Annotated in this window: 13 protein-coding genes and 1 pseudogene; 2 read left to right on the forward strand and 12 right to left on the reverse strand. The window is 42.0% G+C overall.

Annotated features, from left to right (window positions below; genetic code table 11):
* Positions 1 to 369: 369 nt before the first annotated feature.
* Positions 370 to 609, forward strand: coding sequence for a DUF6061 family protein (locus GT508_RS10155; protein WP_161144170.1), 240 nt, complete (start codon positions 370 to 372; stop codon positions 607 to 609).
* Between the two features lie 79 nt (positions 610 to 688).
* Here the strand turns inward: GT508_RS10155 and GT508_RS15070 are convergent.
* From GT508_RS15070 to tdh, 11 genes and pseudogenes are all read right to left on the reverse strand, one after another.
* Positions 689 to 814, reverse strand: a pseudogene (locus GT508_RS15070) (ArsR family transcriptional regulator); the annotation flags it as partial.
* 136 nt (positions 815 to 950) lie between these two features.
* Entirely contained in the window at positions 951 to 1661 is a 711-nt protein-coding gene (locus GT508_RS10165) for a succinate dehydrogenase/fumarate reductase iron-sulfur subunit (RefSeq protein WP_009203877.1), read from the reverse strand.
* The gene (locus GT508_RS10170; protein WP_161144157.1) at positions 1658 to 3202 is read right to left on the reverse strand and encodes an FAD-dependent oxidoreductase; all 1545 of its coding nucleotides are present in this window, start codon (positions 3200 to 3202) and stop codon (positions 1658 to 1660) included. The genes GT508_RS10165 and GT508_RS10170 overlap by 4 nt, the downstream gene beginning before the upstream one ends.
* On the reverse strand, positions 3199 to 3738 hold the full coding sequence (locus GT508_RS10175) for a hypothetical protein (protein WP_025579815.1): 540 nt from the start codon (positions 3736 to 3738) through the stop codon (positions 3199 to 3201). Before GT508_RS10175 ends, GT508_RS10170 begins: the two co-directional genes overlap by 4 nt.
* A gap of 10 nt (positions 3739 to 3748) precedes the next feature.
* Positions 3749 to 4267: a DUF6921 family protein gene (locus tag GT508_RS10180; RefSeq protein ID WP_008703789.1), complete on the reverse strand. Its 519-nt coding sequence runs from the start codon at positions 4265 to 4267 to the stop codon at positions 3749 to 3751.
* A gap of 16 nt (positions 4268 to 4283) precedes the next feature.
* Positions 4284 to 6638 (reverse strand): heavy metal translocating P-type ATPase, encoded by a 2355-nt coding sequence (locus tag GT508_RS10185; protein ID WP_161144158.1) that lies wholly within the window; start codon positions 6636 to 6638, stop codon positions 4284 to 4286.
* Positions 6639 to 6697: 59 nt separating this feature from the next.
* Positions 6698 to 7057 carry an ArsR/SmtB family transcription factor gene (locus tag GT508_RS10190; protein ID WP_015512809.1) on the reverse strand — a complete coding sequence of 120 codons (360 nt, stop codon included), beginning with the start codon at positions 7055 to 7057 and terminating at the stop codon, positions 6698 to 6700.
* Between the two features lie 330 nt (positions 7058 to 7387).
* On the reverse strand, positions 7388 to 10012 hold the full coding sequence (gene ppdK, locus GT508_RS10195) for a pyruvate, phosphate dikinase (RefSeq protein ID WP_055283630.1): 2625 nt from the start codon (positions 10010 to 10012) through the stop codon (positions 7388 to 7390).
* A gap of 176 nt (positions 10013 to 10188) precedes the next feature.
* Positions 10189 to 11577 carry an aminopeptidase gene (locus GT508_RS10200; protein WP_161144159.1) on the reverse strand — a complete coding sequence of 463 codons (1389 nt, stop codon included), beginning with the start codon at positions 11575 to 11577 and terminating at the stop codon, positions 10189 to 10191.
* A 122-nt stretch (positions 11578 to 11699) separates the two neighbouring features.
* Entirely contained in the window at positions 11700 to 12902 is a 1203-nt protein-coding gene (locus GT508_RS10205) for a glycine C-acetyltransferase (protein ID WP_161144160.1), read from the reverse strand.
* Positions 12903 to 12960: 58 nt separating this feature from the next.
* Positions 12961 to 14022, reverse strand: coding sequence for an L-threonine 3-dehydrogenase (gene tdh, locus GT508_RS10210; protein WP_138376284.1), 1062 nt, complete (start codon positions 14020 to 14022; stop codon positions 12961 to 12963).
* A 279-nt stretch (positions 14023 to 14301) separates the two neighbouring features.
* On the opposite strand from tdh, the gene sstT reads away from it, so the two are divergent.
* The gene (sstT, locus tag GT508_RS10215; RefSeq protein ID WP_138376285.1) at positions 14302 to 15522 is read left to right on the forward strand and encodes a serine/threonine transporter SstT; all 1221 of its coding nucleotides are present in this window, start codon (positions 14302 to 14304) and stop codon (positions 15520 to 15522) included.
* Positions 15523 to 15658: 136 nt separating this feature from the next.
* On the opposite strand, the gene grdD is transcribed toward sstT, so the two are convergent.
* The gene (gene grdD / locus GT508_RS10220) at positions 15659 to 16813 is read right to left on the reverse strand and encodes a glycine/sarcosine/betaine reductase complex component C subunit alpha (protein ID WP_161144161.1); all 1155 of its coding nucleotides are present in this window, start codon (positions 16811 to 16813) and stop codon (positions 15659 to 15661) included.
* Position 16814 lies beyond the last annotated feature (1 nt).

The following is a 16814-nucleotide window of genomic DNA, read 5'->3' on the forward strand; positions in this document are numbered from 1 at the left end:
CATCGTAAATGGAAGAAGCAAATCCATAATCAACATAAAAATCCAAAACCCCATTGTAAACCTCCTTTACTACAAATTCCGATTGAGATTTCACCTGTTTTAAGAGATTTAATAACTGTTATATTTTGTTATTAAATTCTCCGCAAACCCTTGAAGACACTGAATTTATCACTAGTGAGCTTTCCCTTATTATTTCCCTTGTGTTATATCGTCCCACCAGTGTTTACGAACTCTGATAAGGGCAACTACAAGGGCAAAAAAATCTGATAACACATTATAACACAAAATGAAAATGACATGGTGAACTGATTGAAATGCTTCTGATTTTTGTAACTGATGATTGATTGAATGATAAGGAGATTCGATATGATGAGAACGATATTTGCAGAATACAATCCACAACGCAACAGTATTGATGTTTATACTTCTGCTGGTTATATGCTCCGCATTGACTGTTGGGAAGCTGAAAAGGATTTAAAAACTACACCCGGATCAGACTGTGCATTAACCTCACTTGCTGTCGATGAACCACTTGAATATGCGAGATTATATCTTGATGGAAATTTGCAGATGTGGGTAGATGCGGAAGACTCATTAGATATTTTTTAATTTTTAAACAAATACAACAGTTTAAATAACTATTAGCTACAATATTTCCGGAACATTCATCATTGAATAAAGTTGGCTGGGTAATTTCAAATCTTTCCAAAAGTTTACACCCGCACTTTTCTCCATCCGACAGCATCTGTACAATTTCCAGCCGGTTCGCATCGCCCAAAGCCTTGCATATCAAAGCCACATCCATTGCATTCATATTGACACCTCACATTGATCATTGTCTATGTTCAATATAATATATACATAGATATTTGCCAATGTATGTATTTTAAAAAAAGAGAATCAAGTTTTTGATTCTCTTCATACATTCATTATAGCTTTTATCATCCATTTTATTTGCCCCAAACAGCCGCTGCATTCGACCTTACAAGCAGTTCTTCCACAGGCAGACCAATCGGACAAATATCATGACAAGATAACGACTTCCCGCATCCCTCAAAATATTTCTTCTTATATTCAGCAGAAATCTCATTCAAATGAGTGCTTTCCTGTTCTTCATTCAGAATCCGAAATGCGTTGACTGCAGCAACAGCGCCTGCGAAAGTCCCATTTGCAGAGAAGTTGGGACACACTTCAAGGCAGCAGCCACACATCAGACAGCGTGCCGACTGGTATCTCGGTTCATGTGTCCACGGATTCATATAAGCTTCACTTTCAAGCCAAAGGTTCAGTTTTTTCAAATTTTCAAACAGAATTGACCGGTCAACGATCAAATCTCTTACAAGCGGAAATTTGCTTAAAGGTTCCAAGGTGATTGTAGAACCTTTTAACGTATGTAGAAATGTAGAGCATGCCAGCCTCGGACGTTCGTTAATCAGCATGGCGCAAGCCCCACATTTTCGCACCATACAGCTACATTCCCAGCTGATGGGAGTAACTATATTCCCTGAATTATCTTTCAAAGGAGTTCTACTGTTCAATTCCTTTAGAACATTGGCAACAGAGCTGTTTTTGCTTCCGTCAAACTCAAATTCCTGCCAATAACTGTCTGATTTCTGACTCTCCTGCCGCCTGATTCTTATTTTATATACCAAGTGAATCACCGCCTTTCTGGAACAGGTACAAAGGAAATCTGTATCTGCTTTCCATCAAATCTGGCTACCGTTGTTTTAAGGTAATCATCGTCATTGCTCTTCGGATAATCCTCCCGCCAGTGTGCACCACGGCTTTCTTTTCTTGCAAGAGCACTCTTTAGAACTGCCATGCCAAGCAATGGAAGATTTCCTGTCAGCGCTTGTACCGTTTGAATCCCATTTAACAACGTATTCTCATTTCTGACAACGCCCATAGTCTCCTGCATCACTTTGTTTAATTGCTTTATTTCTGAAATTTGAGACGCTGGTGGAAAATCTATCTGTGTCGCACAAGATAGATCTACTACATCTGCCTGTTCGCATGCTGATTTTGCCGCAACACGTCCTCCGTATAACGCTCCTAACAGAGAATTTCCACCAAGACGGTTGGCACCATGATATTGGGCACAGCATTCTCCGGCAGCGCAAAGATTCTGAATCGGCGTTCTGTGCTGCTCATCCACCAGAATGCCTCCCATAAAATAGTGAATTCCCGGTAAAACAGACACCGGTTCCTTTCGTATATCTTTATGCAGATAGGTCATACAATCGTCTGCCAGACCAGATAGCTTATTTGAAATAATCTCCTCCGATATTTCCGTCATGTCAAGAAATACCTCTGATTCATGGCTGACCTTCCATATCTCTCTGGCGGTAATATCTCGTGGCATCAGATTTCCAAGCTCCGGGTATTTTTCCTCCATGAAATACCATTGTTTTCCATCTTTCATGGCAAACAACCTGCCACCTTCCCCTCTGGCCGCCTCGCTGATGAGCATGCGTTTTCCACCACATTTCACAGTTGTCGGATGGTACTGGATCATCTCGCCATTTGCCAGAGGAACACCAAGCCGGAACAATTCTGCGGTGACTTCTCCTGTATTGCTCAGCGAACCCGTTGTATTTCCAAACAATCCGTGCATACCACCGGTGGCAACAATAACCGCATCCCCCGGTAATTCCACAGTCTCCTGACTATATTCATCCCTGATTACGCAGCCACAACAAATATTGCCACACAGACGAAGTGTTAGGAAAGAATGATGGCTGAACCGTTCTACCATACCAGATGCTTCTTTCCTGCGAACAGCGTCTATCATAGCTGTCATGATCTGCTTCCCGGTATCGCTCTGTGCAAAAGCAGTCCGTTTCTTTTTCTGCCCGCCAAAATTCCGCAGATCCACATCATCATAGCCACTCATGTTAAATTTAACTCCAAGTTTTAGCAGCCAGTGCACCAGCTCCGGTGCTGCCTGTGTCATTTCCCAAACTGCATTTGGATCTGCCAGACCACATGCTGCCTTTATTGTATCTGTAAAATGTTCTTCGGGACTGTCGTTTTCATCTTTTGTATTCAAAGCTGCGTTGATACCGCCCTCCGCCATAACAGACTGTGCCCGCTCTGACGGAAGGGAGGAAACCAGTTTTACATTGCATCCATTTTCCGCTGCCTGCAAAGCCGCTGAAAGTCCTGCCAGTCCAGCACCTATAATAATAATTGTCTTACTCATAGATATTGCCACCCAATATAATATAAAATAACCGCTCCCGCTATAAAAAGAAGAAGCACCGAAAGGATCAAATAAATATCGCTCCTTCGTTCTTTATAACTAATGATTCCCAGTGATACGAGCAATGGGCGTATATTGATAAAAATATGAACAAAGATTGCCGCTACGAACAAAAGCTGAGTTACCATCTTTACCGTTGTAAAAGGGAACAAAATATATGTCCCATTCTGCACCTTTCCAAACAAGCCAATATGGAATAACAGCAGAATCAGTATTGCCATCCCACTGGCTCGTCTCGCCCAAAATATGGCGTTCTGTTTCAGATACATTTTTCCTGATTGCTTCGCTGTCTGTAAACTCTGAACTGTCAGGATGACACCAATCACCGTATGCACAACAAGAATACCAACACCAATCCATGCAAGAAGTTTCCCTGCACTACTTCCAACTCCGTTCAGCATAAAGCTGCCCATGATTCCATGAATCATAAAAATGAGAAGCATTAAAACAGACAAAATCGTATTCCATTTTCTCATAAATTCCCGCTCACCTCATTTCTTCGCTGTCCATGATCATATAGTCCATCTGTGTTAGCGTTGTAACGTCAATAAAATCATCCGATGCCAGGAATACATCATACTTTCCACTTACCACTCTTGATAGCATCATTGTGTTACTGTACTCTTTCAGATCTACGGAAAAACCGGCCTGTTTCAACCTGTCACAGAGTTTCTTAGCATAACTGACAAGCGGATAATCCGTCTCAGATACATATAACCGAAAACTAATGTCCGTTTTCATGAGATCTGTTTCATTTGTTTCCGAATCGTCCAGTGCCAATTCTTTTAATTTATTCCGGGTGTTCTCGTTGTCGAGACCATCTGACATCATATTAATACCGAGAACATAAGAGCCTTCCAACTGTGCGGAGGCTTGAGCCGCCTTTTTTGACTTCGGTGTTGCTCCTGTGACTGCATCAATCATAGAAGGCGGTGAATGTAAAATGACACCAAAACCTACAAGAAAAACAATCGTAACAACTAACAGAATCAGTTTTCGTTTCACATGTCCACCTCATTTCCTATTTTTTCAAAATTCTCATTGCGTTCAAAACAGCAATTATGGTAACGCCTACATCACCAAATACAGCTTCCCACATTCCCGCAATACCAAGAGCGCCAAGAATCAGGAACACACTCTTAATCCCAAGAGCAATCACTATATTCTGCATGACAATCTGTTTTGTCGCTTTTGCTACTTCAATCGCGTCCACCAGCTTAGACGGTTCATCTGTCATCAGAACTACATCTGCTGCTTCAATGGCCGCATCCGAACCAAGCCCACCCATTGCAATACCAACATCTGCACGGGCAAGGACAGGAGCGTCATTGATACCATCACCAACAAAAGCCAATTTGCTTCCCGGTCTCTTTTTACCATCTAAAAGCTCAACCTTTTCCACTTTTTGGTCAGGAAGCAGCTGTGCATAATATTCATCCAACTGCAATTCTTCTGCAACAGACTTCCCAATTTTTTCATCATCACCGGTAAGCATGACTGTTTTTTCCACGCCGATATGTTTCAGGTCAGAAATTGCTTTTTTACTGTCCGGCTTCACTTCATCTGTTATCAAAATACATCCTGCATATTGACCATCTACCGCCAAATAAACTTTTGTACCTGCGTTTTCACAGGTTGTGTACTCTATACATTCTGTATCCATAAGTTTCGTATTGCCAGCAAAAACTTTCTTTTCCCCTGCCATTACACTGATTCCATATCCTGAAATTTCCTTATAATCAGAAATCACTGACTGATCAATTTCTTTTTCATAAGCAGCAAGAATGGATTTTGCAATAGGATGGTTAGAAAAACTCTCTGCCTCTGCCGCATACTCCAGAACCTGTTCTTTTGAAAATCCATTTGCAGGCAAAATATCCGTCACATTGAAAACACCTTTTGTAAGTGTTCCGGTTTTATCGAACACAATAACGCTGACATTATTAAGTGCCTCTAAATAATTGCTTCCTTTTACAAGAACACCTCGTTTAGATGCCGCACCAATGCCGCCGAAGAAAGTCAGCGGGATTGAAATAACCAATGCACATGGACAAGATACCACAAGGAAAACAAATCCTCTGCGAATCCACTCTGTCCAGCCTCCGCCAAGAATGATCGGTGGCAGAATCGCCAGCAAAGCTGCTAAGATTACAACCACAGGTGTATAATAACGTGCAAATGTAGTAATAAAATTTTCTGTTGGTGCTTTTCGGCTTGACGCATTTTCCACAAGATCAATAATCTTTGAAGCCGTAGATTCACCAAATGCTTTTGTTGTCTTAATCATTAAGACACCCGTCTGATTCATACAACCGGAAAGTGCTTCGTCTCCTTTATGAACACTTCTCGGAACTGATTCTCCTGTTAAGGCCCTTGTATCCAGCATAGAATCTCCATCCAATACCACACCGTCTAATGGAATTTTTTCACCAGGCTTTACAATAATAATCTCACCAATGGAGACATTTTCTGGAGATATGGTAATCAATTCCCCATTTCTTCTTACTGTAGCAGAATCTGGACGTATATCCATTAAGTCTGATATAGATTTTCTGGAACGCTTAACAGCCAATGACTGAAAAAATTCACCTACCTGATAGAATAGCATAACAGCAACTGCTTCTGGATATTCACCAATGACAAAAGCCCCAATCGTAGAAACACTCATCAAAAAATGTTCATCAAATACACGCCCCTTTGAAATGTTCCTCACAGCCTGCCATACAACATCTCCACCAAGAATAACATAAGAAACAATGAGAAAAGCTAACTCGATAGGCAGTGGCACTTTCGCAAAAACAGTCAATGCCATACCAATGGCATAGATTGCTGCACCAGTCGCTAAACGAACTGTCAACTTCTTATCCTCATTGTTATAGGATTCATTGGCCTCCTGCTTTTTTTCCGGTATATAAGATTCCTGTACAATTTCAGAAACTTCCACATCTGGCTCATGGCTATGAACAATCGTTTCAATCTGACTGGCTATCGTATCTGCGGCTGTCTGAGCAACATTGATTGTAAGCGTCTGCTTCATCAGATTTACCACTGAGGATTGCACTCCATCCAACTCTCCGACTTCTTTTTCAATTTTTGCGGAACAATTCGGACAGTCCAACCCTTTTAACGAATAACTCTTTGTAACATTCATAACGGTTTCTTCCTGAACTTCCACATCTGGCTCATGGCTATGAACAATCGTTTCAATCTGACTGGCTATCGTATCTGCGGCTGTCTGAGTAACATTGATTGTAAGCGTCTGCTTCATCAGATTTACCACTGAGGATTGCACTCCATCCAACTCTCCGATTTCTTTTTCAATTTTTGCGGAACAATTTGGACAGTCCAACCCTTTTAATAGAAATATGCGTTTCATGATAATCTCCTTATAATTTGTTTAATTGTTCAATTACTCAACTATAATATTAAAAAATATTATTTCTGCCAAAGATGCTCAAATCCCTTGTCAATAATCTCTTTCACATGATCATCTGCCAGCGAGTAGTAAACTATCTGTGCTTCTTTACGGAATTTTACCAGATTCGCTAGGCGTAATGCCTTTAACTGATGCGAAATTGCAGATTTTGTTACCCCCAGTAGCACTGCAAGATCACATACACACATCTCACTCTGTTCTAGAGCGTGTAAGATTTGTACTCTAGTTCCATCTCCAAATAGCTTAAACAAAGAAGCCAACTGGATATAATCATCTTTTGGCTGCATCTTGGATTTCACATCATTCACAATATCCTCATGAATTACATCGCAATTACAAATATAAGACGTTTTTGACATATATTCACCCCCCCAAATAATAATAGTTGAACAATTACTCAACTATTATTATACTTATTTTTAAATTTATGTCAATAAGCTGATGTTAGTTCCCCATAAATTTTACAATTAAAACCAGCTCTTTATTCTTTTCTTAATCTTTTTTTCCCAGTATACCGTTTTGGCTTTCTTGTCACACTTCCTGTAAATCCCGATTTGTCTTTATCATCATACTAGCACACCCAAGAACTTTTGTACATTTTTCACGAAAAAAACCCCTCACACCATAATTGATGTAAGGGGTTCTCTATATAAGCTAATTAACGTTCTATGTTAGCCACCTACAGTGTACTATTTCTGGTTAATTGCTGCCTGTGCTGCTGCAAGACGAGCGATTGGTACACGGAATGGTGAGCAAGATACATAGTCAAGACCGATCTTGTTGCAGAATTCAACAGAAGATGGATCTCCACCGTGCTCTCCACAGATACCAACGTGAAGGCTTGGATTAACCGGCTTACCTAATTCGATAGCCATTTCCATTAATTTACCAACACCTGTCTGGTCAAGCTTAGCAAATGGATCGTTCTCGAAGATCTTAGCATCATAGTAAGCGTCTAAGAACTTACCAGCATCGTCACGAGAGAATCCGTATGTCATCTGTGTTAAGTCGTTTGTACCGAAGCAGAAGAAGTCAGCTTCTGAAGCGATCTGATCAGCAGTAAGAGCTGCTCTTGGGATCTCGATCATTGTTCCAACTTCGTACTCAAGGTCGCTGTTTGCTGCTGCAATCTCAGCGTCTGCTGTCTCTACTACGAATTTCTTAACATATTTAAGCTCTTTGATGTCTCCAACAAGTGGGATCATGATTTCTGGTTTTACGTTCCAGTCTGGGTGAGCTTTCTTTACATTGATTGCTGCACGGATAACAGCGCTTGTCTGCATCTTAGCAATCTCTGGATATGTTACTGCAAGACGGCATCCACGGTGTCCCATCATTGGGTTGAACTCATGAAGGCTGTCGATGATTGTCTTGATCTGCTCAACAGTTTTACCCTGAGCGTCAGCAAGTTTCTTAATGTCTTCCTCTTCTGTAGGAACGAACTCATGAAGCGGTGGATCAAGGAAACGGATAGTAACCGGGTTACCTTCCAGTGCTTCATACAGTTTTTCGAAGTCTCCCTGCTGTTCTGGAAGAATCTTAGCAAGTGCTGCTTCTCTTTCTTCTTCTGTCTCAGAGCAGATCATTTCACGGAATGCATCGATTCTGTTTCCTTCGAAGAACATATGCTCTGTACGGCAAAGTCCGATACCTTCTGCACCAAGTTCGCGTGCTTTTACAGCATCGTGTGGTGTATCAGCGTTTGTACGAACTTTCATTGTTCTGTATTTGTCAGCCCATCCCATAATTCTTCCGAATTCACCAGCGATTGTTGCATCAACTGTTGGGATGATACCATCATAGATATTACCTGTAGAACCATCAAGTGAGATGCAGTCTCCTTCATGATATTCTTTTCCGGCAAGTGTAAATTTCTTATTAGCTTCGTCCATTGCGATGTCACCGCAACCAGATACACAGCATGTACCCATACCACGAGCAACTACGGCTGCGTGAGATGTCATACCACCACGAACTGTCAGGATACCCTGTGCAGACTTCATACCTGTGATATCTTCTGGTGATGTCTCAAGACGTACAAGAACAACTTTTTCTCCTCTTTCAGCCCATTCTACAGCATCGTCAGCTGTGAATACGATCTTACCGCAAGCAGCTCCCGGAGATGCTCCAAGTGCTTTTGCAAGTGGTGTAGCCTCTTTCAGGGCTTTTGCATCGAACTGTGGGTGAAGCAGAGAGTCAAGGTTACGAGGGTCGATCATTGCAACAGCCTCTTCCTCTGTTCTCATTCCTTCATCAACAAGATCACAAGCGATTTTCAGAGCAGCTTTTGCTGTTCTCTTACCATTACGTGTCTGTAACATGTACAGTTTACCATGCTCTACAGTAAACTCCATGTCCTGCATATCTCTATAGTGTTTTTCAAGAGTTTCACAAACCTGTTTGAACTGTACGAATGCTTCTGGGAATTTCTCTTCCATTTCTGAAATGTGCATTGGTGTACGAACACCGGCAACTACGTCTTCTCCCTGTGCATTTGTAAGGAATTCTCCGAACAGACCGTTCTCTCCTGTAGCTGGGTCACGAGTAAACGCAACACCTGTACCACAGTCATCTCCCATGTTACCAAATGCCATCATCTGTACGTTAACAGCTGTTCCCCATGAATATGGGATATCATTGTCACGACGATATACGTTAGCTCTTGGGTTGTCCCATGAACGGAATACAGCTTTTACTGCTTCCATTAACTGTTCCTTCGGATCAGATGGGAAATCAGAACCAATCTTCTCTTTGTATTCAGCCTTGAACTGGTTAGCCAGCTCTTTCAGGTCTTCTGCAGTAAGTTCAACGTCCTGCTTAACACCTCTGTCAGCTTTCATCTTGTCGATCAGCTCTTCGAAATATTTCTTTCCAACTTCCATAACTACGTCAGAGAACATCTGGATGAATCTTCTGTAGCAGTCCCAAGCCCAACGAGGATTTCCTGAAGCTTCAGCAAGTGTCTCAACTACTTCTTCATTTAATCCAAGGTTCAGGATTGTATCCATCATACCAGGCATAGAAGCTCTTGCTCCGGAACGAACTGAAACGAGAAGTGGATTCTTCTTATCTCCGAATTTCTTTCCTGTAATTCCTTCCATTTTATCGATAGCTTCCATGATCTGACCCATAATTTCGTCATTGATCTGTCTGCCGTCTTCGTAGTACTGTGTACAAGCTTCTGTTGTTACAGTGAAGCCCTGTGGTACCGGAAGACCTAAGTTTGTCATTTCAGCAAGGTTTGCACCTTTTCCACCAAGAAGGTTTCTCATGGTTGCGTTACCTTCTGTAAACATATAAACCCATTTTGCCATTTGTCATGACCTCCTAAAACTAAATTTTCTAAGTCGCACTTCATATTTTACTGTTTTTGCCAGTTTTCGTCAAGACTTTCACCAATAAATCTGTTGATTTTTCCTGTGTTTTTCAGTCATTGTGCACAATTGTGCTTATTTCCGTACATTCAAGTGCAAATATACGACTTTCTTTTTTAGATATTACGCAAAAACGACTTATATCCTCTGTAAGCCTCGTATACATCTGCCTTACTTGTTACTTCCCATGGTGCATGCATACTTAAGACTGCCACACCACTGTCGATAACTTCCATGCCATGATTTGCCATGATATAAGCAATTGTTCCACCGCCTCCAATGTCGACCTTTCCAAGTTCAGCGAACTGATACGATATATCTTCTGTATTCATCGCACGACGTATTTCTGCCAGATATTCTGCATTGGCATCATTGGAACCACTCTTTCCTCTTGCTCCGGTAAATTTATTGAATACCAGCCCTTTTCCAAAGAATGCCGCACTCCGTTTTTCAAAGGCTTCCGCATACATCGGATCATAAGCTGCGCTTACATCAGAAGAAAGCATTCTGGAATTCTGAAGCGCACGACGTACTTTCAATTCTGATTCCCCTTCTGTAAGAGCTACCAGTTCTGCCACAACATTTTCAAAGAAGCGGGAATGCATACCGGTTGCACCAACACTTCCGATCTCTTCTTTATCAACCAGGATGCAGCATGAGGTACGCACTGCTTCTTCGACATCCAGCATAGCGAATAATGAGGTAAATGCACACACTCTGTCATCCTGTCCGTAAGCCAGTATCATACTTCTGTCAATTCCACAATCTCTGGCCTTTCCTGCAGGTACGATTTCCAGTTCTGCCGACAGAAAATCTTCCTCTTCCATATCATAATAATCTGTCAGAATCCGCATGACATTGGCTTTTACTGCTTCTTTCTCACTCTCATCCAGTCTTTCTTCTTTCTCAAGCGGGCGGCTTCCGATCAGAAGATCGAGTTTTTCTCCTTCGATCACTACACTTGCTTTCTTTTCCATCTGTTTTCCTGCCAGATGGATCAGAAGATCTGTCACTACAAATACCGGATCCTCTTCTTTCTCTCCGATACTTACTTCCTGTACTGTTCCGTCGGTCTTAACAATCACTCCATGAAGAGCAAGAGGCAATGTCACCCACTGGTATTTCTTAATGCCGCCATAGTAATGCGTATCCAGGTAAGCAAGTTCTTCGTTTTCATATAAAGGATTTTGTTTCACGTCGATTCTTGGCGAATCAATATGCGCTCCCAGTATGTTCATGCCATTCTCCAATGGTTCTTTTCCGATCCGGAACATGGCAATACTTTTTCCCATACATACTGCATAGACTTTATCTCCTGTTTTTAAACTTCCTTTGATATCATTCAGGTTACGATACCCCTGCTTTTCAATCTCTTTCACAGTCAGACGGATACATTCTCTCTCCGTCTTTCCTTCATCCAGGCATACTTTATATCTGTCATTGATCTGATCCAGTTCTTTTAACTGTTCCTGTGTGTATGTCTTCCATGCATTTCTTCTTTCCATTGTCAGTCTCTCCTTTCAAGTTTACGCTGTGTTTAGTATAACACAAAAAAGAAAATGGTACGCACCACTTTTCATAAATGCTACGTACCATTTTTTCTCATCTTTTATTTATTTTTATCCGGTTATTTATTTAATCCCATCTCTTCTCTTACTTCAATAAAACATTTTACGATGAAATCAATATCTTCTTTTGTATGGCTTGCACATACCTGTGTACGGATTCTTGCTTTTCCCTTCGGTACAACCGGGTAAGAGAATGCTACAACATATACACCTTTTTCCATCATACGTTTTGCGAATTCTGCTGCTGTCTTCTCATCATAGAGCATAACAGGTACGCATGGATGTGTTCCCGGAATAATATCAAATCCGTTATCTACCAGCTGTTTTCTGTAGTATGCAGTTACCTCTTCCAGGTGATCACGAAGTTCTGTACTCTCCTCCAGCATGTCAAACAGTTCCAGGCTGGCCCCTGCAATTGCCGGTGCCAGAGAGTTAGAGAACAGGTACGGACGGCTTCTCTGTCTTAATAGATCAATGATCTCTTTCCGTCCGGATGTATATCCGCCGGATGCTCCTCCAAGTGCTTTTCCCAATGTTCCGGTAATGATATCCACACGGCCTTCCACACCACAGTACTCTGCTGTTCCACGTCCGGTCTTTCCTACAAATCCGACCGCATGGCTATCATCAACCATAACCAGTGCGTTATATTTATCAGCCAGATCACATACCCCTTTTAAATTACAGATGATTCCATCCATAGAAAATACGCCATCTGTAGCGATCAGTTTGATTCTTGCTCCGGCTTCGTCTGCTTCTTTTAATTTTGCTTCCAGATCTTTCATATCGTTATTCTTATAGCGGAAACGTTTTGCTTTACACAGACGTACTCCGTCAATGATAGAAGCATGATTCAGTTCATCACTGATGACTGCATCTTCTGCTGTCAGAATTGTCTCGAATAATCCTCCGTTTGCATCAAAGCATGAAGAATAAAGGATCGTATCGTCTGTTCCCAGGAATCCGGAGATCTTTTTCTCCAGTTTCTTATGAATGTCCTGTGTTCCACATATAAAACGTACAGATGCTACTCCGTATCCTTTTTCATCATATGTTCTCTTAGCTGCCTCGATCAGTCTCTGGTTATCCCCCAGTCCAAGGTAGTTATTCGCACACATACAAAGAAGTTCTCTTCCGTCTTCCATCTTCACTCTTGCTCCCTGCGGGGATACAAAAGGTGCCTCTCCTTTGAAAAGCCCAGCTTCTTTGATTCCTTCTACTTCTTTTGTATAAATGCTTAAAATATCGTCTTTACGTGCCATTTTCTCAACCTCTCCATTTTTATTCTGCCTTTTTTCTGCTTTGTTCCATGCACTCTTTTTAGTCATTTACATGTGCCCAGTCCAGAATGACTTTTCCCGAATTACCGGAGATCATAGCGTCAAATCCTTTCTGGAAATCTTTGATGTCAAAATGATGTGTGATGATATCCGAGATATCAAGTCCTGCCTGTAACATCGTAGACATCTTATACCATGTATCCCATACTTTACGTCCGTAGATTCCTTTCAGATGTAATCCGTTGAAAATTACTGTCTCAAGATCTACTTTGGCATCTGTTCTCTGTAATCCTAACAGTGCAATGTGTCCGCCGTGCTTCATATTGTGGATCATATCATCCAATGCCACCTGTGATCCGGACATCTCAAGACCGACATCAAATCCTTCTGCCATTCCGATCTCTTTCATGACATCTTTCAGATTCTCTTCTTTTAAGTTAACTGTTCTTGTTGCTCCCAGCTTCTTCGCAAGTTCCAGTCTGTATGGATTCATATCTGTTACCACAACATGTCTTGCACCCGAGAACTTCACGATTGCTGCTGCCATACATCCGATCGGGCCTGCTCCGGCGATCAGCACATCCTCCCCCAGTGCTTCAAAAGAAAGTGCTGTATGTGTTGCATTTCCAAATGGATCAAAGATTGCATACATCTCTTCCGGAATGTTCGGATTACATGGCCATACGTTACTTGACGGAATCACAAGATATTCCGCAAATGCTCCGTTACGGTTCACGCCGACACCTTTCGCATCCTTACAGTTCTCCTTGTGTCCTTCCAGACAGTTACGGCATTTTCCACATGTAATATGTCCTTCACCGGATACCAGATCACCGATCTTGAACCCCTGTACACCTTCCCCTTTTTCTACGATCTCTCCAACATACTCATGACCTGCTGTAAGGCCGATCGGAATCGTATGCTGTGCCCAGTCATTCCACTGATAAATATGTACATCCGTTCCACAGATTGCTGTCTTGTGGATCTTGATCTTCACATCATTCGGTCCTACTTCCGGAATCGGAACACGCTTCATCCACAGTCCTTCCTCCGATTTTTCCTTTACCAGTGCCCACATCAGACCATCATTATTTAATTGCATATTATATGACCTCCCAAAAATACCATCTCCCCAGATGGCAATCTCTTTATTAACAGTGGTTATTATACCACTCTTACTGCATATGCACAACCTCTAAACGATATTTTTTTGTTTAATATGACAATTTTTTCACATACTTTTTTCTTTTTCTTGTCATTTTGCCCAAAAATAATATTTACTTTCCTGCTCTTTTCCTGTATAATCATAATCATACTTGCGAAAAGCAAAAAAACAAAAGAGAGGGGTGCGGGATTCAAAAAAATCCTGCCAAAAAAAACAATGAAAGATTTAATCAAAAAATGGAACAGCATCAGCCTGATCAAACGGATCATCTGCGGATTGATCATTGGTCTGGTTCTTGGTCTTGTTGTTCCGCAGGCATCCGTAATCTCGATTCTCGGAACCATGTTCGTCGGAGCACTGAAAGGAATCGCCCCGCTTCTGGTATTCTTCCTGGTTATGAGTGCACTCTGCCACATGAAGTCTGGTCAGAAGACCAATTTAAAATTTATTATCATTTTGTACATGGTTGGTAACCTTGTATCTGCCTTTGTAGCCGTTATTGCCTGCCGATTATTCCCGGTAACACTGACCTTTACAGACACTGCTTCTGCTACCGATATCACTCCGCCAAGCGGAATTGCGGAAGTGCTCACCAACCTTTTGAACAATCTCGTTAAGAATCCGGTTGATTCCATTGTCAATGCTAATTATATCGGTATTCTTTTCTGGGCAGTTATTTTTGGAATTGCATTAAAACACGCGAACAAGGGAACAAAAGATGCACTGGAGAACATTTCCGATGCAACGGCGACCGCAGTTCAATGGATCATCAACTGTGCTCCGTTCGGTATCATGGGACTGATCTTCTCTACGATTTCAGAACAGGGACTGGATGCATTACTTTCTTATGGAAAGTTAATCCTCGTTCTGGTTGGAAGTATGGCTGTTGTTATCTTCATTATCAATCCGGTCATTGTATTTATTTTCACAAGACAGAACCCATTTCCACTGGTATTTACCTGTCTGAAAGGAAGCTTTATCACAGCATTCTTCACCAGAAGTTCTGCTGCCAATATTCCGGTTAATATGGAACTTTGTAAGAAACTTGGTCTGGACGAAGATACCTACTCTATCTCCATTCCACTTGGAGCTACGATCAACATGGCAGGGGCTGCGATCACAATCTCTGTAATGGCTTTATCTACCGCTCATACACTGGATATCCATGTAGACTTTCTTACATCGATCATTCTCTGTGTACTTGCTGCATTAAGTGCCGCAGGTGCTTCCGGAGTTGCCGGCGGATCTCTTCTTCTTATCCCTATGGCCTGCAGCCTCTTCGGTGTACCGAATGATGTTGCCATGCAGGCTGTCGGTGTTGGATTTATCATCGGAGTTATCCAGGATTCCTGTGAGACAGGCCTCAATTCTTCATCCGATGTACTTTATACAGCCATTGCTGATATCCGTGAAAAGAGACTTCGCGGTCAGAAATAATATGGAATAGAAGCTGCCACTGGCAGCTTCTATTCCATATTAAAAAATACCGGGAGTGGAAGAATCTTTCTATTGATTCTTCCACTCCCGTATTTATTCTTATTTTTTCACTCAAACCATTGGATTCCGTTATCCTTTAATTGATATATTCTGCCTTTTTAAGCTCCTCTTCTGCCTTTGCAAGATTCGCATCAGACACACGGATAATCGGTCCTGTACAGCCCATTCCGCTCTCTGCATAGATGTTCTGCTTCCACAGTACTTTCACCGCATCTTCCAGATCCATAACTTCTATTCCCGCAATCTGGGATGTCACGATCTCTTTTGGCGGAGCCTTTACTTCTATGGCTTCCGATGCCGGTTTCGACATCTGTTTTCTTGCCGCCAGGATATCTTTTAAACCGGCTTTGTCTGCTGCTACAAATTCTTTCTTTGCGATCTCAAATACTTTACTTTTTACCAGCTCCGCCGCATAACGGATTGCGCCTGCGATCACCGGTGCTCCTGACGCCCTGGATACAATCATAACTAGCTGTTCATAACCTTCCCCGATACCAGGGCCATAACCATATCCGGATGCTTCAAAGCTGCCTCCTGTTGTGTAAGAAGATAACATCTTCACCATGATATTTCCGGTCAGCGAATCACATACCATAATGTCCGGTGTTCCCTGCAGTACATCATTTCCACGCATTACACAACCCCCGTCAGCTCTTGCTGATTCAGCAAACGTAATGTCGTATCCGTTTTTCTCAAGTTCTTTTAATGCCATCTCCGTCTGGCGTGCACCATCCACATTCAGGATTCCCACTGTCGGATGCTCCTTACCACACGCCTTTGCAGCTATGATTCCATAGATTGTATTTTTGATCATTCCTTCTATACGGTCTGAACTGGAAGTTCCGGTTGTATTGGCAATGAACATCTCTCTTCCCTTCGCCGGAGTCACAACACGTCCAACCGTCGATACACCAATCGGGAATGGGAAATGCATCGTTACTGCACCGTCTACTTCATGCGATGCAAGCATTTCTTCCATCTTCTTATGACCTTCTTCATCATCTGCCACCTTCACGGTAGTAACGCCATCTGCTTCCAGTGTTCCGATATAATATACGTCAATTCCATCTTTTACTGCCATCTTTGCGGCTTCCATGGCATTCTCTTCTCCATGTTCGCTACCCATTCCGGTCAGTGCAATCCTCGGTTTCTTTCCAAAGTTTCCGGTCTCCAGACCTTCTGCCATCTGCAGAAATGTGTCTGCAATGATTTTTTCAATCTTATCTGCCATC

Source organism: Dorea sp. BIOML-A1 (assembly GCF_009875615.1).
GTDB classification, from domain to species: Bacteria; Bacillota; Clostridia; order Lachnospirales; family Lachnospiraceae; genus Dorea_A; species Dorea_A amylophila.